The 23,681-nt window shown below is 37.7% G+C and carries 20 protein-coding genes; 7 read left to right on the top strand and 13 right to left on the bottom strand.

All coding sequences use genetic code 11. The features are described from left to right. Window positions 1-113: 113 nt before the first annotated feature. From AsFPU1_RS02970 to AsFPU1_RS02945, 6 genes are all read right to left on the bottom strand, one after another. A complete protein-coding gene (locus tag AsFPU1_RS02970) occupies window positions 114-1,373 on the bottom strand; it encodes an ABC transporter ATP-binding protein (protein ID WP_124977393.1) in 1,260 nt (419 codons plus the stop codon). A 284-nt stretch (window positions 1,374-1,657) separates the two neighbouring features. Then, a complete protein-coding gene (locus tag AsFPU1_RS02965) occupies window positions 1,658-1,864 on the bottom strand; it encodes a type II toxin-antitoxin system HicB family antitoxin (RefSeq protein WP_227873621.1) in 207 nt (68 codons plus the stop codon). 120 nt (window positions 1,865-1,984) lie between these two features. Continuing rightward, on the bottom strand, window positions 1,985-2,701 hold the full coding sequence (locus AsFPU1_RS02960) for a Uma2 family endonuclease (protein WP_124977389.1): 717 nt from the start codon (window positions 2,699-2,701) through the stop codon (window positions 1,985-1,987). A gap of 280 nt (window positions 2,702-2,981) precedes the next feature. After that, on the bottom strand, window positions 2,982-3,803 hold the full coding sequence (locus AsFPU1_RS02955) for an ABC transporter permease (RefSeq protein ID WP_124977387.1): 822 nt from the start codon (window positions 3,801-3,803) through the stop codon (window positions 2,982-2,984). Between the two features lie 24 nt (window positions 3,804-3,827). Next, window positions 3,828-4,202, bottom strand: coding sequence for a c-type cytochrome (locus tag AsFPU1_RS02950; protein ID WP_227873620.1), 375 nt, complete (start codon window positions 4,200-4,202; stop codon window positions 3,828-3,830). A gap of 253 nt (window positions 4,203-4,455) precedes the next feature. Then, the gene (locus tag AsFPU1_RS02945; protein ID WP_124977385.1) at window positions 4,456-5,190 is read right to left on the bottom strand and encodes a PEP-CTERM sorting domain-containing protein; all 735 of its coding nucleotides are present in this window, start codon (window positions 5,188-5,190) and stop codon (window positions 4,456-4,458) included. 704 nt (window positions 5,191-5,894) lie between these two features. Between AsFPU1_RS02945 and AsFPU1_RS02940 the strand changes: the two genes are divergently transcribed. Then, a complete protein-coding gene (locus tag AsFPU1_RS02940) occupies window positions 5,895-7,127 on the top strand; it encodes an MFS transporter (protein WP_227873619.1) in 1,233 nt (410 codons plus the stop codon). A gap of 147 nt (window positions 7,128-7,274) precedes the next feature. On the opposite strand, the gene AsFPU1_RS02935 is transcribed toward AsFPU1_RS02940, so the two are convergent. From AsFPU1_RS02935 to AsFPU1_RS02915, 4 genes are all read right to left on the bottom strand, one after another. Beyond that, a complete protein-coding gene (locus AsFPU1_RS02935) occupies window positions 7,275-10,826 on the bottom strand; it encodes a CHAT domain-containing protein (RefSeq protein WP_125061037.1) in 3,552 nt (1,183 codons plus the stop codon). Between the two features lie 53 nt (window positions 10,827-10,879). Further along, a complete protein-coding gene (locus tag AsFPU1_RS02930) occupies window positions 10,880-11,815 on the bottom strand; it encodes a DUF1822 family protein (RefSeq protein ID WP_124977381.1) in 936 nt (311 codons plus the stop codon). Beyond that, window positions 11,812-13,446, bottom strand: a complete 1,635-nt coding sequence (locus tag AsFPU1_RS22930) for a CHAT domain-containing protein (RefSeq protein WP_227873618.1) — start codon at window positions 13,444-13,446, stop codon at window positions 11,812-11,814. Before AsFPU1_RS22930 ends, AsFPU1_RS02930 begins: the two co-directional genes overlap by 4 nt. Window positions 13,447-13,533: 87 nt before the next feature. Then, window positions 13,534-14,055, bottom strand: coding sequence for a hypothetical protein (locus tag AsFPU1_RS02915; RefSeq protein ID WP_124977379.1), 522 nt, complete (start codon window positions 14,053-14,055; stop codon window positions 13,534-13,536). 316 nt (window positions 14,056-14,371) lie between these two features. On the opposite strand from AsFPU1_RS02915, the gene petG reads away from it, so the two are divergent. Beyond that, window positions 14,372-14,488 (top strand): cytochrome b6-f complex subunit V, encoded by a 117-nt coding sequence (gene petG / locus AsFPU1_RS02910; protein ID WP_124977377.1) that lies wholly within the window; start codon window positions 14,372-14,374, stop codon window positions 14,486-14,488. A gap of 21 nt (window positions 14,489-14,509) precedes the next feature. Here petG and tsaE read toward each other — a convergent pair whose 3' ends face one another. Together tsaE and AsFPU1_RS02900 are read right to left on the bottom strand one after the other, a co-directional pair. After that, on the bottom strand, window positions 14,510-14,998 hold the full coding sequence (gene tsaE, locus AsFPU1_RS02905) for a tRNA (adenosine(37)-N6)-threonylcarbamoyltransferase complex ATPase subunit type 1 TsaE (RefSeq protein WP_124977375.1): 489 nt from the start codon (window positions 14,996-14,998) through the stop codon (window positions 14,510-14,512). Window positions 14,999-15,001: 3 nt separating this feature from the next. Further along, entirely contained in the window at window positions 15,002-16,378 is a 1,377-nt protein-coding gene (locus AsFPU1_RS02900) for a gluconeogenesis factor YvcK family protein (protein ID WP_124977373.1), read from the bottom strand. 413 nt (window positions 16,379-16,791) lie between these two features. Between AsFPU1_RS02900 and AsFPU1_RS02895 the strand changes: the two genes are divergently transcribed. The 3 genes from AsFPU1_RS02895 (at window position 16,792) to AsFPU1_RS02885 (ending at window position 19,444) form a co-directional block, all read left to right on the top strand. Continuing rightward, entirely contained in the window at window positions 16,792-17,889 is a 1,098-nt protein-coding gene (locus AsFPU1_RS02895; protein WP_124977371.1) for an RRXRR domain-containing protein, read from the top strand. Window positions 17,890-17,950: 61 nt separating this feature from the next. Beyond that, complete coding sequence (locus AsFPU1_RS02890) at window positions 17,951-18,556, top strand: DUF1517 domain-containing protein (protein ID WP_124977369.1); 606 nt, start codon at window positions 17,951-17,953, stop codon at window positions 18,554-18,556. Window positions 18,557-18,592: 36 nt separating this feature from the next. After that, window positions 18,593-19,444 carry a hypothetical protein gene (locus tag AsFPU1_RS02885; protein WP_124977367.1) on the top strand — a complete coding sequence of 284 codons (852 nt, stop codon included), beginning with the start codon at window positions 18,593-18,595 and terminating at the stop codon, window positions 19,442-19,444. Window positions 19,445-19,775: 331 nt separating this feature from the next. On the opposite strand, the gene AsFPU1_RS02880 is transcribed toward AsFPU1_RS02885, so the two are convergent. Beyond that, on the bottom strand, window positions 19,776-21,776 hold the full coding sequence (locus AsFPU1_RS02880) for an elongation factor G (protein WP_124977365.1): 2,001 nt from the start codon (window positions 21,774-21,776) through the stop codon (window positions 19,776-19,778). Between the two features lie 457 nt (window positions 21,777-22,233). Here AsFPU1_RS02880 and AsFPU1_RS02875 point away from each other — a divergent pair, with 457 nt between their 5' ends. Then, a complete protein-coding gene (locus tag AsFPU1_RS02875) occupies window positions 22,234-22,527 on the top strand; it encodes an HU family DNA-binding protein (RefSeq protein ID WP_124977363.1) in 294 nt (97 codons plus the stop codon). 68 nt (window positions 22,528-22,595) lie between these two features. Beyond that, window positions 22,596-23,660 carry a threonine-phosphate decarboxylase CobD gene (cobD, locus tag AsFPU1_RS02870; protein WP_124977473.1) on the top strand — a complete coding sequence of 355 codons (1,065 nt, stop codon included), beginning with the start codon at window positions 22,596-22,598 and terminating at the stop codon, window positions 23,658-23,660. Window positions 23,661-23,681: the final 21 nt, after the last annotated feature.

The following is a 23,681-nucleotide window of genomic DNA, read 5'->3' as shown; positions in this document are numbered from 1 at the left end:
AATATCATGAAATTATTGTTAATGCGGCTTTCCAGAAAAAAGTTAAAGTTATTGATAATTTCTTTTTTCCTTAGTTTATCGTGTCAAATTTCTATTTAAACCGAGATTATAAGTCATTGATTGATTACATTTTTTTTGTCAGAATCAACAATCCAATCTGCTGTCAATGCTATTATTCCTCTGTAATTTGCCCCTCTTGTTTCTAAAAAGCTATTTCTTTCTACTCTAAAAGAAGTTAGATAATCATCTTGATGATATATTTGATTTTGATCCCAAATTGCTCCCTCCACTCTATAGTCTCCTGTTGTTAATAAATGCACAGGCAATTGAATTTTTAACTCACTACTTTCTTTAGGTAATTTTTGTAAGCTATCTAGCGCAGAAGCTGATAAAACAGGAATATCATTTTTATAAAGAGTAAATCCTACATTTAAATCTTCTTTGTAATTTGCTATAAAAACCTTAAAATTCAAATAAGCTTTTTGTTCTATACCTAATATTTTTAAATCCTTGTTATGTTCATCTTTTAAGCTAACTCTCATAAAACGAGTACCTGAATTTTTTCTAGAAAAACTTGTACCTTCAAACATATCTAAAAGATATTTATCTGCAACTGAATTAATATCACTATGCAAAAAAAGTTTACCTGAACTAAGAAGAATTCCTACAGAACACAAATTGCGAACTGCCGCTAGATTATGACTCACAAATAAAACTGTCCTCCCCTCCTTCTTAGCTACATCTCCCATTTTTCCTAAACACTTCTTCTGAAATGCTGCATCTCCCACCGCTAAAACTTCGTCTACAATCAAAATTTCCGGTTCTAAATGCGCTGCCACCGCAAACGCTAACCGTACATACATCCCCGAAGAATAACGCTTAACGGGGGTATCTAGGAACTTCTCTACCTCTGCAAAGGCAACAATCTCATCAAACTTGCGCTTAATTTCCTCCCGACTCATACCCAAAATTGCCCCATTCAGGTAAATATTCTCCCTTCCGGTCAATTCTGGATGAAAACCTGTCCCTACCTCCAACAGACTCGCTATCCGACCCCCAATCTCAATCTTTCCTGTGGTGGGTTCTGTAATTCTGCTTAAAATCTTTAATAATGTCGATTTTCCGGCTCCATTGCGCCCAATAATGCCAATTACTTCTCCTCGCTTGACTTCAAATGATACATCTTGTAACGCCCAAAATTCCTCTGTATTCTTTTGGACTTTAGATTTTGGATTGTAGAATGATTCAATAAGAGACTTAGTACCCTCGGCAATCACATCACGCAAAGCAACATAATTTGAGCTTCCTTCCTTTTGATGACCAAGAATATACTTTTTCCCTAAATTTTCGACCTTGATAATCGTATCAGACATTTGTACACTGATCCGTCAATTCTGTTGGCTTTCTTAAATTTACCCAGATTTCGACCTCAATCTATCAGTTCTTCATTAAATCTTTACGTTCACCAACGAACAAAGATGGTTCAAGGGCGTTGCATCACTGCGGGATGATTTGACTTTTTCCTAATTTTTAAAGTTTCTAATTTTAGCGGCGATCTCCAGAATAATATGGCTTCCTTCCTGATGAATAATTTGATAATCCCATGATTTACAGAGAACTTCCCCTAAGTATGAACCTTTGAGATTTCTGGGGATTTTCATTGAATCGCTAATATTTCATTTTTGACAAAGTGGAGTTTAACACTCGGCAAATTCTGTTGATCAAAATAAAACCCTTTAACCGCTTCATGAATATTGGCTTTTAATAGTTCCCAAGTATCCCCTTGAGTAAAAATATCTTCTGTTAGACATTCGGCTACAAAGCCCCCATCGTCTTCTTGAGATACTTCAAATACAATTGTCATTTTCATTTTATTTAAAGTCATACTTCATTAAGTTAGTATTTTTAGGATAGTAATACAATGAATTTAACAGAAATTAACATATAAGCTTAGGCTTATAATATTATTTGGATTTTTAGTTCATTATTCTTCCAACTCAATCCCTAATTCTTTTAACCGTTTAGCTAACCGTTGCACCTTACATTTTTCTTGTTCAATTTTTTCAGACCCCCATAATAATAAATTACCAGAAATATCCCACCAGCGTAACCAATAAGTCGTTATATTTTGGCGAGTTCCTGTCCATATTCCTAATCTTAATCCTAAAGGTTCAATTAAGTATTGTCCCTCTATATTAGGGGTTAATAATTCATATACATCTGACTTTAGTTGACGAACTTCAAGCAAGGGTATACTCGGCTCAAAAATGACATAAAATGGAACTTTAATAATCTTTTCATAAAACCATAATTTACCATAAGGATAAGTAGGTCGAACAGAGTATTCTCCTCCATCGGTTTCAGAAAGAAATTCCATCACAATTAGAGGAATATCTCCTTCTAAATTAGGGGTATAGCTGCGTCTAATTTCGCCTTGAGACAATGGATAAACATTAAGAACATAGAACCAATCAGGAGCTTTAACAACTGTTCTCTGGTCAATCTTAGCGCAAATTCCCATATTCGTTGCGACTAACATTTTACTAATTAGTAAATTAGCAAGATCAAGAGCTTCGGTAAGAGCAGATGCTAATAAAGGTTGTAAGATATTCTCCACAGGATTATCAGGTAAGATATAGTCTTTAGGAAGTTTTTCCCAAATAATTTGAGTAGTTAATTTTAGACTGACGGTTGAGGCCATTTTATCTAATTAAAAATTCTATATAATAATATTATACACTTATTTTAAATTAACTGTTAAGTACTGGATCATAAATAATAGACTTTAACTCGCTCAGAGTTAAGCTATACAAACAAAGGTTGCCTACGCAACCTAGAATGATCGTCCGCGCTCGTCGGACGCTCGTTTTTATAGAATAAGGCTTTAGCCTTTTATTCATTATTAATTTAGCATAATCTAAACAAATAGGTAAAATAAAAGTAATGTCATTTATTCTAGTCAACTTAATTGTTTCCTGATCCTAAATAATATCTGCAAATTTTCTTTCAGTTTTGCGAAAATAAGCAACCCCAGTAATTAATAATAATATTACTAACACCATTGATAGGGTAAATCCCCCCCAGTTAATTTGTGTTTTTCCCCCTAAAATTGCCCAACGAAACCCATCAATTACCCCTACCATTGGATTGAGAGAATACAATAAACGCCATTTTTCTGGGACAATATTGCTACTAAATCCTACAGGGGAAATATACAAGCCAAATTGCACAACAAAAGGAACAACATAACGAAAATCCCGATACTGAACATTTAAAGCGGAAAACCATAATCCGCCTCCCATTGCTGCGGCAAAAGCGATTAAAATAAAGATAGGTAATGTTAAAATGCGCCAACTAGGGACAAAATTATACCATGCCATTAAGCCTATTAAAATTATGCCAGAAATCAGAAAATCTACAAAACTGACAATAACTGAACTAGTTGGCACAATTAAACGGGGAAAATAAACTTTACTGATTAACTGAGAATTATTAATTACACTGTTACTACATTCGCTTAAAGCATTAGCAAAAAACTGCCAAGGTAACATAGCAGAAAAGACTAAAATAGGGTAAGGTACTCCCTCAGAAGGTAAGTTTGCTAATGTGCCAAAAACGATACTAAAGACTATCATTGTTAATAACGGACGTAACAAGGCCCAAGCAATACCAATGACAGTTTGTTTGTAGCGTACAAGAATATCTCGCCAAGCTAAAAAATAAAATAACTCTCGGTATCGCCACAAATCCCGCCAATATTCTTTTTCTGCGCGATTTGCTTGAATAATCAGCTTTTTTGTCATAGAAAAACTTACCTAATCTTTTCTTTAAAGATTCTCTAGATAATTGAGTAAATCTGCCATTTCTTGAGAACTTGGCTGAAACTTTGGCATAGGGGGAGTTTGTCCGCTAGTAACCTGATGAATTAGACTGATCTTTGATTTATGTTGGTGAACGTGGTGTAAATTAGGTCCGACATTTCCATCTGCGTCTAACCCATGACATCCCGCGCAATTAATGGCAAAAATAGCTTGACCCTTAGCGGTATCTCCGTTAAGGGCTAAAACTTCATGAATATACGGATCAGAAATTTGTTTGATATAACAACCGAATATCATACCTACGACAATCAATATAAGGGCTAACGTAATTAGGATAAGCCGTTGTCGGGTATTCTTGGGCTGAACTAATGACTGAATCACGGGTTATTACAACAAAATATTTTTGTCCTCCTTTACATTTTGCAATATTTTGGGGCGATAACGCTAGTTTATTTCTTAAGCGAGGGTTCAAAGTTCTCCAACCCTCACAAAGTCAAGTTGGGAAACTTGACGAATTAAGGTAAGTAGGTGGTCATGATTAAACTATGTGCTTCTACCGGACAAGTTATGCTTTATTATCACAATAGACTTTAACTCTTTAGAGTTAAAGTCGCACAAAATTACTAAAAAATACCTAGTTTTTTCTCAAGCGTCTCTCAACAAAAGGAAATAAGCCTATAAAACCCAGGGTTACTATCCCAGCTAAACCGGAAGGTTCAGGAACCTGAGTCGCTTCTAAAGTTTGTCCTAATCTGGTGTTGTCTGCGTTGGTACTATTCTGGCCAGTAGCGTCCAAACCTTGTTTTTGGGTTAATGTGAAGAAGGCTATATCCAAAAAGTCCATTAAACCATGAAAGGTAATCGGTAATCGAGAATATTCGTCTCCATAACCAGACAAGTGAATATGAATTCCTAAAGGCTCTATAGGACCCGATGTCCACATAGCTATCCCTTCAGGTATACCAGTTCTAATACTCCCTTTGGGAAATCCACTAACATTTTTTGAAAATCCGATATCCAATCCTCTAGGACCATAATATATTCCATCTTGAAGAACCTGTTTGGTTTTGGTATCGAAGTTAAAATTAAACAGAGGATAAGTTAAATGGTTGTCAACAAAGTTCTCTATCAAACTCCCATCAGGGTTATAAAAACCAATATCAAATGCGGTTATATTGTTTTTACGAATGACTCCATCTTCAGGAATCAAGTTTTCATCATAACTAAACTTACCCTTAGCCGAATATCCACCATATTGGCCTGTCCAGTTGAGATTAAAGGTAATAGCTTGGGCTGCTTGAATATTAAATCCTTCTAAACTCAATAGAACGCCAGCCGCCACTAAAACAACTTGAGAGTTAAATTTCATGACAAAAATCCTCGTACAAAATCAACAAAAGATTAAACGATTAACAAAACAATAACAAACACTAAACATGCCGAAGCTTTTTCAGTAGATGGCTCGTTTTTTTATTGTTAGTAACTCGATCAAATGGTAACAGAGCAATTAAAATTTAACAACAGGACAGATTTGGCTAATTACGGGTAGATTTTTCTGAACTGAAAACTAGCCATCTTCTGTCACTTCAGGAGATTTTAACGAAGGCAAGCTATTTCAGCCAAGGAGAAAGTGGGGTGAAACCCCACTTTGACAGAAGAGAGTTAATCCCTCGTATTGAAAAATAAGGAGTTGTTGCTCTGATACTTTTACCAACAATAGTTTCTTACTCAATTCCTGAAAAAACCGAATGAATCTAATATAATAAAAAAAACCTATTTTAAGTACAGACATTTGCTAATAAAAAGAATCTGGCTTTATTTTACTAATGGATTTAATTTTCCGGAATTGGAAGCAAGACGTTTGAATAAATAATTACATCTTCACTATAAACGGAGTCGAAAAATGTCGACTGTTCTGACAACACTAACTCCTGTTCTCATCGGTTAATCCTGTTTATCAGTAGATCGATGATATTCTTGTTACTCTCCAAACTAATGCGGCTCTCCCGTACTTGTGATAGAGTTAATAACAAGCTTTTTACTGTTTAAAATATTGTAATTGGAGGCATTTGTGTGACTCGTCCTTTTCTTGGCCCGAGTGTTGTAGGCGTAACTTTTCTTACCCTAATGGGTGCATTTGGATTAAATCTTACAGGGGGTCAATTCTTTACTCCCCTGAGTCAATCTTATAATTGGGATTTAACTACCTTAAGTTTAGCTGTTTCTCTTAATATGCTAACCTGGGGAATTTTGCAACCTGTAATGGGACGATTAATTGATCGATTTGGGGCTAAATTCGTCCTCACAGGAAGTGCTTTGCTAATGGGAGTTTCCTTTTTGTTATCGTCAACTATTACTGAAGTTTGGCAATTTTTCTTATACTACGGCGTTTTTACAGGAATTGGTTTTGCTGGTTGTGGTTCTATGGCCAATTCAGTTCTTGTTTCCCAATGGTATGTTAAGAAACGACCGATGATGTTGGCCAGAAGCTCCATGGGAATTAATGTCGGACAACTGATTTTGTTACCTTTGACGGGGATGTTAATTGCTAATACTGGATTCAGATCAGCCTTTTTGGTTCTCGGTTCATTTATGCTATTGATTGTGGTGCCATCCATTCTACTGATTGTCAAAAGTAACCCTAATGAAGTGGGACAGAATCCTGATGGTATGGTAGAGTCCTATTCTGCAGCAAGTTTACCTAAAAGTATTTCACTTCCAGAAGCCTTAAATAGTAGTTATTTTTGGACAACAACTGTCGGTTTTATGACCTGTGGTTATACTCTATATTTGGTGACAACCCATTTACCAAAGTATGCCTTTGATTTAGGAGGAGGAACCGCTTTAGGGGGTCAATTATTGGGTTTAGCTGCCGCAGCTAGTGCTGTTTCGATGTGGTTTACGGGTCAGTTAAGTAAGTCTTTGAGTAAGAAGACTTTGCTGATTGGTTTTTATTCACTTAGAGCGATCGCCTTTATTTGGTTAGCAACTTCTACTCAAGTTGAACAGCTTTATCTTTTTGCCATTGTTTATGGTGTTTCTTCGTTTCCGATTATTCCTTTAGTTACCAGTTTAATTGGTAATCGCTTTGGTGCTACTGCTATGGGCAGTATTCTCGGTTTTGCTTGGCTAGTTCATCAGGTTGCGGCGGCAATGGGTGTTTTCCTGGGTGGTTATTTAAGATCGAACAGTGGGAATTATCACTTGGCTTTTTGGAGTTGTGCTGTATTGTTAGGTATGGGAACTTTAGTGACTTTATTAATTAATGAACAGCAAACCATTTTACCCTCTACCCAACCTTCGTAAACCTTGACAACAAAACCATGCTTGGTTTGGTTCCTCTAAAACAGGACTTACCCAAAAACCCGTTTTCGCCAAGGAGATTATGTCATTTGGCGGTTGTGACACTGCAATGAGAAAACGGGTTTTTTGGGACATGGTGCGTAAGTCCTGTCACTGTTGAATTTCATTTAACTTTATCTGAGCAAAATGATCCAACAACATTCGGTGAAGGAAAATGTAACTACCACCGACTTGTCTTAAAAAGATTCGTTCTGTTGCATAATCAAGAAAGTGGGCATAATTCCAAGGTATATAGCCATCTAACCAGAGAATTAAACGCAAAACGAAGTGTTGAATCAAAACTACTCCTGCAAAAACGGGGCCTTTTCCCCCTACTAACCCTGCAAGTAACCCAACTGCTAATCCTATACTGATTATTTCATGAGCTTTCTCTGAGTAAGGTAAGCCATAAAAAGCCCCTGCGAGAAAAAAGATTCCAAAGAAAAAACTGGCATTTTTGGCTGATCTCCAAATACCCTGATTAGGAATAATTGTTTGTTCTAAATTGAGTCCTTTGTCTAATAAACCAATAAGCCCGGAGAGTGTTGTAAAAATGATCAACTCAACAATGATGGGAGCGTGTTTAACTTCACGTAAAACGGTCAAGCCTCCATGCAAGCCTGAATGTGATTCATACACATCGCTTAAAAGCCAGCGAGCTAACACATAAATTGATCCACAAAATAATCCAACTAGGGAATACTTTCTGGCTTGTTTCCATGATAAACTAATAGTATCAATAATTCCTATTTCTCCCTCTATTAAGCTTAAAAGTATACCCAGAACCACTCCATCAATCATTAAAGGGGACAGCAAAGTAGTTAATTTTACATTCACGAGTGGGTAGACCATTAGGACAGCAATTGTAACATATATAAGCCCAGAGATAACTCCAGGAATAAACCTTAATATATGATGATGAGAGATAAACCTGGGCATTATTCTAGATATAAAATAAGATAGAATCAGTGAAATTAGACATGATACTAAACCTGCTATTATTGAAGGAATCACTAAGGATATCTGCATTCCTAAATTATTTGTAACTTGCGTCCCAAAATGGAAAACCCCAATTAGACCAACTATTAACCCAAGAATAAGTCTACAACCAATAAGATACATAGATTTTTGCAAGTTTGTTTCTAACCAATCGGGCTGTATTTGCTCAATTAATAATTGTGTTTTCTGTCTCTGTGTCATGTTTTGAGCTAACCATTTTAACCAGTGAAGTGATTGTTCTTTTGAATATTGAAGGCGATTAGTTTCTTTTTTTGTAGACTCATTTTTAAGGCTCTGTTCAATATCAGTAAATCTCCGTTCAATATAAGTATTAAGTAAATGATTATGGCGTTCTTCCAAGGAGCTTATATCTAATAATTTTTCTCTTGACCTACCCTTATAGGCAACAACAATAAGATTGAGTGTCAAAGGATTTCTGAGTAATGTTTGGATGGCTTTATCTTCTTTTTTCAACTCTTTAACGGCTGACAAATTTTCTTTAGCATCATCAAGATAGCGATCAATTTGCTTATCTGTCGGGGACTTATATAAAACAGCACTTTGAAAGTGAAGTTTTTCTGAAAGTTTGTTATAATCATCAATTCGACAGCAAACTACAATTTCCGTTTTTCCATATTCTCGAAGAAACTGATTAATAGCTCTGACACAAGCTTCTCTTTGATTTTCTCTAACTTCATCTAAACCATCTAAAAGAAGTAGTAATTGCTCATTTTTTATCCAAGCATCACACTGTTTTTTAGGAAATAGATAGATTCTATTTAGTTCTTGAATCAACCAATCTACTAAAGTTTTAGGTTGCCTCTCCTCAGCCAAACTAGAAAGAGTCAAAGAAATTACTTGTTTAACCAACCAATTAGTAAAAGGTTTGGGTTGTCTTGTATCAACCCAACTAGAAAGATTAAGAACCACAGGAATAGGTAGATTTTGATCTTTCCTTGCATCAATAATTGATTCTTGAGCAATTTCTAAAAGTCCTGTAGTCTTACCTGAACCTGGTTCACCAAGAATCAACATTGTTCTTTTGTTTTCAAGCTCACCAAATATGTCAATAGCTCTAGTTCCTTCAGGTAGTGAATAGTCTGGTAGAAGTAATAAGGCAAGTTGATATAAACCGCTTTGTATTAGGAAAAATAGAGACAAAATTTCTACTTTTTTACTAATACTTTGAGGGGAATTTTCTTCTTGTATATTTGCGGGATAGCTTACTGCGTCAAAGCGTTCAATAAGACCTAATTCAATGGTTTCTTCGATATGCAAGGATTTATCAAGAACATTTTCAATCCAGGATTTTTCTACCCTATTTAGTAAGCTTTCATGAGGACTGTTTTTCTTCCTATTGATGCCAATTTTTTCTAATCCTATACAGTTAATTACTCTCTCCCAGAAAGGAGGAGAAGTTGGGGATGAAGATATTGGTTTTTCTGTGTCTGGGAGTACTCGTAACTGTTGCCAAGTGATGCTTTCTTTTGCTAGATTTTGATGAATAACTGGCAACCAACTAATTTGTGGTATATTGTCATTTTCGTTGATATATTTTTGGACTTCAAGCCGAGCTTTCTGTACGGAACGATATAAAGATAAACCCGGAGTTGACGACTCAAAACCAGTGAAATACTCAAGAAAAGATTTGAGAAATTCTTGTGCTATTCTATCGGGAACGGGTTCTCGCCAAACGATTATTTGAGCAATAGGTAAATGGGCTAATCGACGTGCTAATCCTAAACCATCACAGGAATTAAAAATAGCTAATTTTAATCTTTGATATTGCTCAATGGCTGTTTCAATAGTCTCTTCTATTTCTTGAATATTCAATGTTTCCTTGTTATTAAGCTTCAGTAACCCTGTGTTATTCGTTTCATCAGTTTCACTATGTCCAGAAAAAAAGAGCATATCCCAGGGTTCTTTTTCCATGAAGTTCAAGAATTCTGATTTTGTAGGTTGCCGGAGAAAAACACAATATGCACCGGAAATTTTTCGTAGTAATCGTCTATCAGCTTCAACATCAATATTTGTGCTATCTCCTAAAACACATAAAATTTTGACTCTTTTTGGTTTTGATGATTCTGGCATTGTTTCAACAGGAATAGGGTTAACTTCTGCTGAATTACTAAATGATACAGCAACATCAGCAAAGTTCTTTTGACTAAAGAAATCCCAGCAATGCCAAGGTAGTTTTGACAATATATTTTTAGTTGATTCACAAATAATATGCTGTGTTTGAATAACAACATTTATTTCATCTTCAGAATTTAGGTCAAGTTCTCTTTTCAATCGATTTTTGATGGGATTAAGCCAATAATTAAGGCTCTCTTGTAAAGTATCAAAAGCTAGATTACACTCAGCCATGTCTTCTGGATATCTAGCCGTAAGTTGAGCAATACGCTCAGCTTCAGAGGGAAAATTATCTGTTTCATCATCTTCACTTATAATACCTCTTTGATAATTATATAAAGCTTGATTTATTTTCTCTAAAGCTTTATATTGTTGTCGCCAATTATTGTAATAATTTTCAATTTCGGGAGCTTGATTAAAATCACAAAGTATTCGCTGATTACTCTCTAACCAAGAGACTTCAATTGCGACTTGACTAAACCCTTGTTGAAAATCTCCCAATTGGGGGGTAATAATCACTTGTTTTTTCATTGTTTTCTCCTTTGTTTAATTCGTGCTAATCCTAAACCATCACAGGAATTAAACTAAAGAATGAAGGTCCTTGTGATAAACTCATTCTCTAGATGAACTTGAACAGTTATTAGTTTTCCTGGCAGTTCAGTTAATCGTATTTTCAGAGGTTCTTTCTGTTCTGTTGATTCTACTTTCTTTTCTGCTTCCTCAGATTCAAGGATTACTTTTAGTTTTAATCCAACAGGTAAATACTCTCCTACATTCATGGGAAACACTTGAAAAAGACACCCTAATTCTTGGTTTTCTTCTTTTCTGATACCCACCACTAAATTGAGTTGCTGAGAATTAGCTAAAAAGCCAATGGTTTGACCTCGTTCAATAACCTTATTTTCTCCTTTATTGGCATCATTTTTATCTGGATTTAAGTCCTCTTTAGGTCTATTTTTTAACCTAAGAGGCTCTAAGTTTTTGACTTTAAATAGAAATTTTATCGGTTGCCAAACTTCATCAAAAATCCCCTCAAACCATTTTCCTAAATTTACGGGAGAAAGTTCATTGATCAACTCATCAGTTGACTGTAATTGTCTAATTTCCAAAACACCTCCATTCGCTGTTTTTGTAAATCCGAGAATCTGCACTTTATCTAAGCGATCGCTAAATTGAACCCCTAGATAACCGATCCGATCTTCTGTTACTTCTGCTGGTAAAAATATCGTAGTTTCCCCAGGTAAAAAGGGACGACATTCTAATTTACCAGAACCAGGAATTTCCAAATCTGCAACATTCCATTTATTTCTAAGAATTGGATTCCAACTGTCACTTTTAGTTAGACTTGTTTCAATTCCTAACCATTTTAAATATCGATGAACGGCATAAACAGCTAATGTGTTTAAATAGACCTGTTTACTTTTTTCAGTTGTGGTTTGTTCGGCTGCTAATTTACCAGCAATGTGATGGGCTTCGATGCCGAGGGGAACTTCTAAAAATTGTCTTTCTTTATTGTTCATGATTCTTCATCCTTTGAGTATCCTAAACTCTCTAAACGGTTTTGTAGCAGTGGAAGACATTTATTCTTCCAGTGAGATCTAAGGGTTTGATCTGGAATTTTTACCCCTAAGTTTTGAAACTCTCGATGTATTTGAGAAAGACGTTCTGGTGGTTCTTGTAAAAGCAACTTTTTGGTAAGTAACTGACAGTGACACTCAGGGAAGTTACGAGGGTGACACTTTCGTAAAAGCATTTCGGGGTCTTCTTCAACATAACGCTCAAATCTCTCAAAAATGTCTTGGATCTTTTTTTTTCTTTGTTCTTCAATATAAGCATCAAGTCCACTAAGAGTAGGAGAAGCAAAACCTGTTTTTGATAATTGATCAAGTAGGGATGTTGGATTTTGATCATTGAGGTTAAAAGCCATATCTATACTAATTTCTTGACTGTATTGGCGATTGCTATACAAATCTTTGATGCGCCAAAATAAATAACTATTAATCCATTTAGCTAAACTTTCTTGAAGTGATAAATGGGATCTCTGTTGAAAATTACAGATATTTTGAGCAACCCATTCCCAAGTTTTATCTAAGGCTTCAAGATAGTATCGATTAGAGGATCTTAACAGTCCTGGTAATTGTTGAAGTTCTTTGAGTAGCCGATTAATGGCTTTTCTCCTCGCTGAACTTTTCGGGTCAGGATTATTAGATATCCTATCAATAAGTTGTTGTAATTGTTTATCTGTTATTGTCATTGGTTTTTTTTTCGATTCAACCTTCCTTTGTTCTTGTTGATCTAAATCTCGCACTCTTATTACTTTTAAATTTTCTAGGTCTTCTAATTTCCCTGAGTTAAATAATTCTTGAATACGCTGTAATCCCTCTTCTGTTCCTTTAATGATAATCTTAATACTGCTTTTTTCCACAGCTACAATTTCTATTGTTAGATCTTTCCCTCTTTTTTGTAACGATTGAATGAGTGCTTTGATTTTCGCTTCGTCTAAGCTATCCAGTTCTCCTTCAATAACAACCACCTTATGCTTTTCATTCTTATGTTTTTCATTCTTATGTTTTTCATTATGTCTAATATATAAAGTTGGAACAAATTGCTCTGCAATGCCTTGCCTTTGACCCATTTGAATGGCACTACGTCCTAAATTGAAAGCAAACTCATAAGACTCCCCTGCACCTAAAGCATCATAGAAACCAACAGCAAAATCAATGGCTGATTTATCTCCAATACTTTGCTTCATTCCTATTACATAATCGATGTGCTGACTAATAGCTTTGACCTGACTTTCTGAGTAACAAGCATTAAGAATAACGCAATCTACGTAAGGCGCAAAAACTTGAAAGAGACTCGCCAATGCTTCAGCATTAACAAATTTAACTTGTCCATTTTCATCCTCAAAGACTAATCCTTGTTTTTCTTCTCCATGTCCACTAAAATGAACAATTTGGGGTTTACAATCCAATATGGCTCGATGGACATCTCTTTGACGAACTGCCCACTTCTGTTTGAGTGTAAACATTTCACGTCTTTGAGAAAGCTGTAACGCTAAATCAATTTCACGCACTTCTTCATCTAAACGGAGTTGTGAAGTTCCCTTTGGATTAGCTGCTAGTATCAGAATCGTTTTAGGTAGCATCATACTTATTGGTTAATTACTGTATTTACTAATTAATTAGATTATGCCTCAAACAATAGAATTTGAATGAGGCAACTTGCCTAATTGTGATTAGATCATATTATTGAGATTCTGTTCAAAAATCTGATAATAAGAGGGTAAGTTGGCTATTCTTCTTGCTATCTCATCTTGGCAAGGGGCATTACACGTCCCACCCCACACTTCGTAGTCATGGCTTACAACTCTGACATAAGTAGAATTTCCTTGATATTGCAATTGTAAATAAAGTCCAATACGAATACTAGGATCTTTTACTACTTTTCGCTGAATTTTTCCCTCAACGTTTAGCCTCAGTTGTTGAGAATTGATAACATTAAAATAAGAGCTTCTCCATTTAGCTTTTCCCCCTGAATATTGACCAGCGATATCACGAATTTGCTGGTCGTAGTTAGATAAACGATTAGCAACCTGTTGTGAATCTAAGTAACCGACTGCGATTTCAATTGTTTCTAATTTATTGAAATTATTACTATTTCCATCAGAAAGACTGATGGGAAGATAAACACTAGCTAAAGCATAACTAGGTAAAATGAATCCCATTAAAAGAGATCCCACGATGGCTTGTCCTTTCATCGTCTTCATCCTCATAAAGTAGATTTATTTTAAAGCTGTATTTAACAAGCTTCCTATTTAGCTATCAGAGGTCAAACAAAAGTTAACGAAAACTTTCTCGCTTCGTGAGTAGATAATTTATTCATAGTTCAGGAACTATAAGGCTTAGACTTGATATATTATTTTTTCAAATATCTCATCATGTGAAAAATAATATTTTATTATCACCATAAGTACGGGAGTTGATCACCCGTTGGCAAAAGGTCGGCTCTCACCCTCCCGTCTTTTCCTGGTAGGATAAGAAACGGTAATATCAGTCTGTACAAGGAGAAATACTGTGATTGAACCCTTACTTTTAGGCATTGTTTTAGGATTAATCCCCATTACCTTAGCGGGGTTATTTGTCGCTGCTTACCTACAATACAAGCGTGGCAACCAACTCAACGTAGATTAATGTTAATATAGGGACAAGTTATTATTGTTTGCTTGTCCCTTGAAGCATTGACCAAATTTTCTGATCTAGCTCAAAATTTCCCTGAGTTTGTACAATGGCTTGACGGCCTTGTCCCTCATCATAAATAAGTCTTAGATCAAGATAATCTGAAGGGTTATAAGGTAGACGTTGTCCCCATTCAATGGCCGTAATACCTGGAGTAACTTCGTTTGAGTCCCAATATCTGTCTAAATATAACCCTTGAATCTCTGAAGGTTCGAGACGATATAAATCAAGATGATACAGAGGTAAACGCCCTTCTAGGTATTCATTAACAATTGTAAATGTTGGGCTAACAATGGCATCTTTAATGCCTAATCCTTGTCCTATTCCTTGCACTAAGGTGGTTTTTCCCGCCCCTAAGTTCCCCTCAAGTAAAATAACTGTACCTTCAGACAAATAATGCCCCAAGGTTTGACCTAAATATTGAGTTGATGATACATCGGGTAAGGTAATAAGGACTGATGACATGGCTTAAGACTTGTGATACCAGCGTAATAATACTTTAGCTAATCGCTGAGGATCATGGCGAACTCGTCCCGTAGTCGGATTTTCATCCATAACATTAGCTAAAACGACACGACAGCCCAAATTTGCCACATCTTCTCGATTCAGAAACACGGGATGACAGTTTTCTTCAGCATAGCTTTTTAAGGCATAGGGAGACGGGGGATTTCTTTGCACCAAAACCGCATCAAATAAACGTTTGCCACAAATGCGATCAATAGCTTCAATATGATCAGCTACCGTATAACCTTCTGTTTCCCCTGGTTGAGTCATAATATTACAAACATAAATGCGAGGAACGTCAACTTTTCCTAAAGCTTCCCGAATATCAGGTACTAAAAGATTAGGAATAACACTCGTATACAGACTACCTGGCCCAATAATAATATATTCCGCTTCTTCAATGGCACGAATAGCTGCTGGAACTGCTGGGGGGTCTGCCGGAGTACAACCCATATGAAGAATTTGCCCCTTAGCGGACGTAATATTAGATTCTCCCTCAATCAAGCGTCCATCGCTTAATTCTGCCCAAAGACGCATATCACTGAGGGTTGCAGGTAATACTTTACCTCGAACAGCCAAAACTTTAGAACTCGTGGCGATCGCTTGTTCGAGATCTCCGGTAATATCAGTCATAGCCGTCAAAAACAAATTTCCAAAACTATGACCCGTCAGGCCATCTCCAGCTTGAAAACGATATTGAAATAATTCTGTGAGCAATTTTTCTTCATCCGCTAAGGCGGCCACACAGTTACGAATATCTCCAGGAGGCAATACCCCAATTTCTCGTCTTAGTCGTCCTGATGACCCCCCATCATCGGCTACAGTGACAATGGCCGTAATATTCGCGCTGTATTGTTTGAGTCCTCGTAACAAAGTAGATAAACCTGTTCCTCCCCCTAAAGCCACAATTTTAGCCCCTCGGTTTAAGCGACGATGGGCCAAGAGTCGATCAACTAATTGTTCATCTCCTTCAGGATTAAAGGCTTCAGTAATAGAACCGACAGTCCGACTTTGACCCCATAGTAACAAAAATAACCCTAAAAATAGGGCCAAGGGGCCAGAAATATAATAAGGAATATAGGTGGTAAAGGTTTCGAGTAACTTAGAAGTAAACTCCAAAAAACGATTAATAGGGGTTAATTTAATCCAAATAGCTAAGCCTAATATTGTTAAAATTAGTCCAGTCGCACTAATTAGTAACCAGCGTTTAACAAATAAGCCAGGAGATAGCCATTTAAACCAGCGATTGACCTGTTTAGGGGTATATTTGCTCATGGTCGCCCATTTTCGCTGTTCTGACTTAATTTTGCGGATTGCTTGTTGCAAGGGACTGATGGACATGAGAATAATAACGGGTTAATCGTGATCAAAAAAAATACTGAGAATTAGTATACAGATGAAAAAAATACTGGTTGAGGATTTGGGTTAATTGTATGTCAAATAGACTAATAAATGCCAAGGCTTGATATGATAACCTAATTCTAAAAGCTAGGAATCTTTCCTAGACTAAATGATTAGAGCTTATCACAATTACTTTTCACCAACCTCGCCCTAAAAGGGACGGGGATTGACCGAACCAATTCGGTTGACGCTCATGGGTGAATAGCCCCCCTTTGCCTAACAATCTCACAGACTTCCGAATGCTTCCCTAGTTCGGATTCCCTCTAAGCCTTATTGGTAAGGCGTTGTAAGACAAGACATGGTTTGTTAGGTGGGCGAAGGGACAATTAACTTAACTCTTAAGGATTATCTCCATGCAAAGAGTTCCTGTTATTTCAAAAGAAGGAAAGCCGTTGATGCCGACTAAACCCAGTCGGGCTAGACGGTGGCTCAACGAAGGAAAAGCCGTTGGTAAATTTAACGACCTAAATATTTTCTATGTTCAATTAACCACCGAACCTTCCAACAATAAAACTCAACCGATTGCCATTGGCATTGACCCAGGTAAGTTATTTTCTGGAATCGGTGTTCAATCGTCTCGCTTTACCCTTTGGAAAGCTCACCTAGAACTTCCCTTTAAACGGGTAAGAGAGCGCGTGGACAATCGGCGATTAATGCGACGGGGAAGAAGGGGGCGACGAATTAACCGTAAACTCTCCTTTGACCTACGAGCGCATCGCCAGAAACGATTCTCTAACAGAAGACAAGGTAAGTTGGCTCCTTCTATCAGGGCCAACCGCCAACTCGAACTCCGAGTCATTTCTGAATTAACCCGAATCTATCCCATCTGCGACATTTACTTCGAGTACATCAAAGCCGATGTTGATCTAACTTCGGGAAGAAAAGGAGCCAAGTCGGGAAAAGGATTCTCGGCTGTTATGGTTGGGCAGAAATGGGCTATCGAACAGCTTTCTAAGTTGGCAACAGTCCATACCCGCCTTGGTTGGCAGACTTCTAATCTCAGAAAACATCTGGGACTAGAAAAGTCTAAAAACAAAGCAGAGCAGTCCCCTAGTAGTCATGCTAACGATGGGATCACTCTGGCCTGTTTTCAATTCTTAGATTATTTGCTATTCCACACTTCTAATGGGCATGGCCACGACTGGAAGGGATCTGTTGAAGTAACAGATTCACCTTTCGCTATCGTCAAGCGTCCTCCCATTAGTCGCCGTCAACTTCACCTTATGGTTCCTTCCAAGGGGGGTAAACGACGTAAATATGGTGGCTCCACTACAAGACATGGATTCGGCAAAGGAGACTTAGTTTCTTCTCCCAAAGGAGTTGGCTATGTCAGTGGAGACACCGAAAAACAGCTATCTATTAGCGATACCAATTGGAAACGATTGGGGCAGATAGCTGTCAGTAAGATTCAATTAATTCGTCGTTCTAACGGCTTAATTGTTTCTCACTAACCCATATAAAGCCGCCCTCCGCTATCGCGCTTAGGGCGGGGTTTCAGACCCAATTTTTTCGATGAGTTCTTGGCGCGATCGCATTAACAAATTTACGGGAAAAACTCGCTTCGTGGTCTGTCGGATTTTTCTTCATCTGATGGGGGATGAAATCGCCCCCATTTTAGGGGTTCTTAACCGGGCCGGTAGAGAAGCGATAGACTCTCAAGGAGATTTAAACGTTTTAGGAGAAGGATTGGTAGATATTTGCCAAAAAATCCTGGAAATGAGTATGTATTGGCAATCAGCCGCTAATGAAGGGGATGTCTTTTGGAATGAAGGGGAAGCGGGAGATTATGTGACAGAATTATTTACCGATTCGGCCCAACGTTACCTAAGTGAACCAGAAATAGAGTCTGCAACAAGTAGGGAAAACACACCTTTATCTTTCCCCATCACTCGTAATGTGGTTGTTATGATCACAGTAGCTTTAACTGGGGAAGCCCCTGAATTAGAAACCTATCTCGCTGATAGAGAAGCTTTAGAAAATGGCCTCCAAGCTTTGATTAATTTCCATTATCAAGGCCGTTTACAAGCCATTCAAGTTCACTTCTCTCCAGCACAGTTTGGGGATGAACTCACTGATGAACAACTGTTACTCAATTTTTCGGAACTTGTCCCCTTATAAGGGTAAAATTTTGCATTTTAAACACAAAATAACTCTATGATTCGCAGATTCATTGCTATTTTAATGTCTCTGGCTTTATGCTGGACAACGGTGGCTTGTGGTGACTCGACTCCTAATCAGTCTCAAAAAGTCTCTAATAATGCTGCCGTAACTACTCCTAATCAAGTCACCCAAGGACGTTATCCTGTCCAACAAGCCACTTATGATGATGGAGACGGGACTTATACCCTAATGCTTCTTAATACTCCTCCCGGACAACCTTCTATCTATCGTACGGAAAATTTACAAATGGCCCGTCTGACAGATGAACAAATATCTAAGGGAGAAAAAACTTCTGTGGAAATTAATGGCCAAGAAGCGGTTATGTCTCTCACGGAAGATTTTAAAATTGAATACCTTCATACTGTAGCAGAAACTCAACCTAACCCCCAAACAGGACAACCTCAAACCATTGTCCGTCGAGAATCTAATTTTTGGGCCCCTTTTGCGGGTGCAGTAGCGGGTCAAGCTTTGGGTAGTTTATTATTCAGACCTCAATATTATGTTCCTCCTCTCTATCAATCTGGAGGGATAATGAGTGGGTACGGTGGTTATGGTAATACCCATACCCAAGCAGTCAATAGTTATCAAACTAGATATAATTCTCCTCCTCCTGTGGTGAAAAATCGTCAAACTTTACGCACTACCGGAAACCTGAGAAATTCTTCGTCTGGTTCTACAACTACTCGTAAACCTTCTTCTACTTCCACTAAATCCAGTGGTTCGGGGTTTGGTGCAAGTAATCTCCAAAATTCGGGTAAATCTACCCCAAGGGTTCAACGGAGTTCGGGTTTTGGTAGTAGTAGTCGTCGTCGTTCTCCTTCTAGAAGTTTCGGAAGAAGACGTTAACAATATAAGCCGTAGGGGCATGGCATTAGAAATCTGTGGAATTTATCATAATATTAATGTTGCCATGCCCCCAGATTTAATTATATTTACCGAATATTAATGTTGCCCTGTCTCATCTTCAATGATATTTACCGAATATTAATATTGCCCTGTCTCATATTCAATGATATTTACCGAATATTAATATTGCCCTGTCTCATATTTATGTCAATCATTAGGTTATTTTGATTTGGGCATGGCATTTTTAAAATTGTGGTTTTATCAAGAGGTTATCATTGCCATGCCCCTACAATATTAATGTTTATGATACCATTAAGCCCCTACAATGTAATTACTTGCGCTTTTCAGGGACTTCTTGTAAGTGAGCATATTTCCAGGTAAATGTTCCTACCCCCATAGTCAGCGATCGCAATTCAATAATAAAATTGTGCATCTCTGCTTGGGGTAAATAAGCTTTCACTTGATCCCATGCTTTCGAGTCGATCATACTTTCATATCCTAAAATTTGTCCCCGTCGTCCACTGACTAATTGCAACACTTTTGAGGTACATTCGCAAGGAGTAAACACCGTTACCGATAAAATTGGTTCTAACAAAATCGGATGACATTTTACCATTCCTTCCGTCATGGCAATGCGGGCCGCTTGTTTAAACGCTTGTTCAGAACTATCTACCGCATGATAAGAACCATCGGTTAAGGTGACATCTATATCCACCACCGGAAACCCTAACGGCCCCTGGGCTAAATATTCTCGTACTCCTGTTTCTACCCCAGGAATATATTGTTTAGGAACCACTCCCCCGACAATAGTTTGATGGAAGTGAAACCCTTCCCCTCTGGCCAAGGGTTTAATATTGAGGTAAACATCCCCAAAGGCCCCATGACCTCCCGTTTGGTGTTTATAACGTCCATGAACATTAGTTTCTTGACGAATCGTTTCTTTATAAGGAACTTGGGGTAATTGAGTCGTCATGGGCAGATTATACTTACGTCGTAAACGATCTAAAGCCACCATTAGCTGAATTTCTCCCTGTCCCCAAAGAATCACTTCTTTAGTATCCCCATGTTGTTCCCAATACAAAGACGGGTCTTCTTCTACCAATTTAGCTAAAGCATTACTGAGCTTAACTTCATCTTGGCGATTTTCTGGGTTGATGGCAAGAGCATACACTGGTTCTAACACATCTGCCCTTGGTAATGTTTGACTAGGTTGACCCTGACTCGATAAAGTATCCCCCGTATGAACCCCTTCTAAACGTCCAATGGCAACAATTTGACCCACAGAAGCGCGTCCAATAGACTGTTGAGTTTGTCCCATCAAACGATAAATTCCGCCCGCCCGTGAGCCATTTAACGCCATACCGTCTGTCAGTTCTCCTTGCCAAACCCGTACTAAAGAAAGTTGTCCCCCTTGTTGAGTAAAATAGGTTTTGAGAACCTGAACTAAGGTTTCCCCCTTGGCTTCAAGTGTAAGGCCTCGACGTTGGGCTGTTACGGTCGGTGCGGGTGCTTCTTTAAGCAATACATCTAACAGAGGACGAACCCCATAATCTTGTTCTGCAATGCCAAAAAAGACTGGAACAATTAAATCTTCACTTAAATCTTGCTTTAAATCGTTGAGAATTTCTTCTTGTGGTGGCGCAATATCTTCAAGCAATTCTTCTAATAAATGATCGTCAAAATCTGCTAATACTTCTAACATTTCTTGACGGGCTAAATGTTCTTCTTCCTTAAGATGATCAGGGATAGGAACAGGATCAGCCAAATTTCCAACATGATAATGATAGGCTTGTTCAGTGACTAAATCAATATAACCTACCAATTCTCGATCTTGACGAATGGGATATTGTTGAGGAATTAAAGGACGACTAGAGATATTTTTTAGGGCGTGTAACACATCCATAAAACTATCTTTAAATCGATCCATTTTGTTGATAAAAACTAGGTGAGGAATTTCCCAATCATCAAGGAATTTAAACAAGGGGGCCAGAGTTAAAATGCGATCAATGACAGGTTCACAAACAATAATAGCTGCCCCTGCACCTACCAAAGCATTATAGGTTTCTTGGGCAAATTCAATAGATCCTGGACAGTCAAGAAAAGTTAACTCGATATCTTGGTAAGTGGTACTAGCGGCAGAAACTTCAACGCTCATTTGTCGTTCTTTAGCTTCAGGGGAACAGTCACTGACAGTATTCCTATCTTTGATCGTTCCTTTACGGGTGATGGCTTTTGTAACAAAAAGTAAACTTTCGAGTAAGGTAGTTTTTCCACCAGAATAAGGGCCAACTATTGCCACATTCCTAGTATTTTCTCTGACTTTTGCGTTCATGCAATACCTCCTTTGAGCCAATTTTCTCCGATGACTTGACACAAATTTAGATGCTAAGTAGGGGGAAAACGAAGCCCGTACAATTTATTTTTATCTTTTAATGTAGTGAGTTTAACTTATTTTCGGCAATAAAGAACAGAACTTGCAATGTCTTTTAAAGGAAAGGATAAATTAAGTTAAGAAAAAAGAATAAATATGAATTAATCATAATTTATTAAAAGAAGTCTTCCCAGGATTAGTCACAGGATTATCAAATAAATTAAGGGTTTGGGCGATCCAGATGAGACAATTTAGGCTTAGAATAATGCAGTGAAATATTTAGCCTATCAGGTTTAGAGCGATCTAACGGCATAAAATTTCTGATGATGGGTCATCCCAAACTATTCTCTTTAAGCTTAAGTGTAAGGAGAGATTTGCCAAAAAAAACAGATAATCGAAAAAATAAGGAGAGTATCCCATGAATAAAGGCGAATTAATCGATGCAGTAGCCATGAAAGCTAATGTCACCAAAAAACAAGCAGATGCCGTGATTACCGCGACGATTGAAACCATCATGGAAGCTGTATCAGGAGAGGATAAAGTAACATTAGTGGGTTTTGGATCATTTGAGTCGCGTGACAGAAAAGCTCGTGAAGGTCGTAACCCCAAAACCAACGAAAAAATGAGTATTCCTGCGACCAAAGTGCCGGCTTTTTCGGCAGGAAAGCTTTTTAAGGAAAAGGTCGCCCCTCCTAAAGAACCTAAAGAGTAGGATTGAACGACATTCCACAAGTCCCCCCACTTGGGGGACAAGACTTTAGTAAAAAACTTAAATTTGGCGTGAAACAACCGATTCATGGTGGTAATCTTCATTGGGCAGCCAGACAAATAGGCTGTCACCCTTCTTTGATTCTCGATTTTTCCGCCAGTATTAACCCTTTAGGTCCTCCTGATACTGCGATCGCGGCGATTCAAGAACAACTAACGGCCCTAACTCATTATCCAGATCCTGACTATACTCAACTGCGTTTAATCTTAGCCCAAGAACACCAAATCCCCCCAGATTGGATTCTTCCTGGAAATGGGGCCGCTGAGTTATTGACCTGGGCCGGACGAGAACTCTCTCAACAAGACTTAACCTATCTCTTTGTCCCTGCTTTTAGTGACTATTGGCGCACCCTGAAAGCTTTTGGCGCAAAAGTCGAAACCCGTCTGTTAAATTGGCAAAATGAGCCTTTTTGTCTGAACTTAGAAGGAGTAGATGGAAAAAATGCCGGAATATTGCTTAATAATCCCCATAACCCCACAGGAAAACTCCTCAGTTGTGACCAACTTTTACCTTTACTTGACCAGTTTAATTTGGTGGTCATTGATGAGGCTTTTATGGACTTTTTACCTCCTAATGAGCAACAAAGTTTAATTAACAAGGTGTTAGATTATCCTAATCTGATTATTTTGCGATCGCTAACTAAATTTTATAGTATTCCGGGCTTGCGCTTAGGATATGCGATCGCTAATCCCAGTCATCTTCAACAGTGGCAACAATGGCGTGATCCTTGGAGTGTCAATGTTTTAGCCGTAGCGGCTGGAATAGCGGCCCTTCAAGATCGGGCATTTCAAGAAAAAACATGGCAATGGTTAATCGAGGCCCGTCAACAATTATGGGTAGGATTAGCTACTTTCTCTCAATTATATCCCTTTTCTAGTAGTGCTAATTTCTTATTAGTAGAAACCCAACAGTCAAGTTCTCAACTACAAACATTATTATTAAAACAATCTCATATTTTAATTAGGGACTGTTTAAGTTTTCCTGAATTGGGCGATCGCTATTTTCGGGTAGCTGTTAGAACTCAACAAGAAAATCAACAATTATTAGAAGGATTGACCATGATATTCTGTAATTAAGACAGGAGACTTCCGAAAGTC

Origin of the sequence: Aphanothece sacrum FPU1 (genome assembly GCF_003864295.1) — a bacterium.
In the GTDB taxonomy this organism is placed as follows: domain Bacteria; phylum Cyanobacteriota; class Cyanobacteriia; order Cyanobacteriales; family Microcystaceae; genus Aphanothece_B; species Aphanothece_B sacrum.
Note: the sequence above shows the minus strand (reverse complement) of the source record. Positions and strands in the feature narration are given on the sequence as shown.

Bases quoted from the DNA above. Each gene is read 5' to 3' on its own strand.
- AsFPU1_RS02875 (WP_124977363.1), top strand. From the start codon at position 22,234: ATGAATAAAGGCGAATTAATCGATGCAGTAGCCATGAAAGCTAATGTC.
- AsFPU1_RS02890 (WP_124977369.1), top strand. From the start codon at position 17,951: ATGAGTTCTTGGCGCGATCGCATTAACAAATTTACGGGAAAAACTCGC.
- AsFPU1_RS02880 (WP_124977365.1), bottom strand. From the start codon at position 21,776: ATGAACGCAAAAGTCAGAGAAAATACTAGGAATGTGGCAATAGTTGGC.
- tsaE (WP_124977375.1), bottom strand. From the start codon at position 14,998: ATGTCATCAGTCCTTATTACCTTACCCGATGTATCATCAACTCAATAT.
- AsFPU1_RS22930 (WP_227873618.1), bottom strand. From the start codon at position 13,446: ATGATGCTACCTAAAACGATTCTGATACTAGCAGCTAATCCAAAGGGA.
- AsFPU1_RS02945 (WP_124977385.1), bottom strand. From the start codon at position 5,190: ATGAAATTTAACTCTCAAGTTGTTTTAGTGGCGGCTGGCGTTCTATTG.
- AsFPU1_RS02900 (WP_124977373.1), bottom strand. From the start codon at position 16,378: ATGTCCATCAGTCCCTTGCAACAAGCAATCCGCAAAATTAAGTCAGAA.
- AsFPU1_RS02930 (WP_124977381.1), bottom strand. From the start codon at position 11,815: ATGAACAATAAAGAAAGACAATTTTTAGAAGTTCCCCTCGGCATCGAA.
- AsFPU1_RS02965 (WP_227873621.1), bottom strand. From the start codon at position 1,864: ATGACAATTGTATTTGAAGTATCTCAAGAAGACGATGGGGGCTTTGTA.
- AsFPU1_RS02955 (WP_124977387.1), bottom strand. From the start codon at position 3,803: ATGACAAAAAAGCTGATTATTCAAGCAAATCGCGCAGAAAAAGAATAT.
- AsFPU1_RS02970 (WP_124977393.1), bottom strand. From the start codon at position 1,373: ATGTCTGATACGATTATCAAGGTCGAAAATTTAGGGAAAAAGTATATT.
- AsFPU1_RS02935 (WP_125061037.1), bottom strand. From the start codon at position 10,826: ATGAAAAAACAAGTGATTATTACCCCCCAATTGGGAGATTTTCAACAA.
- AsFPU1_RS02885 (WP_124977367.1), top strand. From the start codon at position 18,593: ATGATTCGCAGATTCATTGCTATTTTAATGTCTCTGGCTTTATGCTGG.
- AsFPU1_RS02915 (WP_124977379.1), bottom strand. From the start codon at position 14,055: ATGAAAGGACAAGCCATCGTGGGATCTCTTTTAATGGGATTCATTTTA.
- AsFPU1_RS02960 (WP_124977389.1), bottom strand. From the start codon at position 2,701: ATGGCCTCAACCGTCAGTCTAAAATTAACTACTCAAATTATTTGGGAA.
- AsFPU1_RS02895 (WP_124977371.1), top strand. From the start codon at position 16,792: ATGCAAAGAGTTCCTGTTATTTCAAAAGAAGGAAAGCCGTTGATGCCG.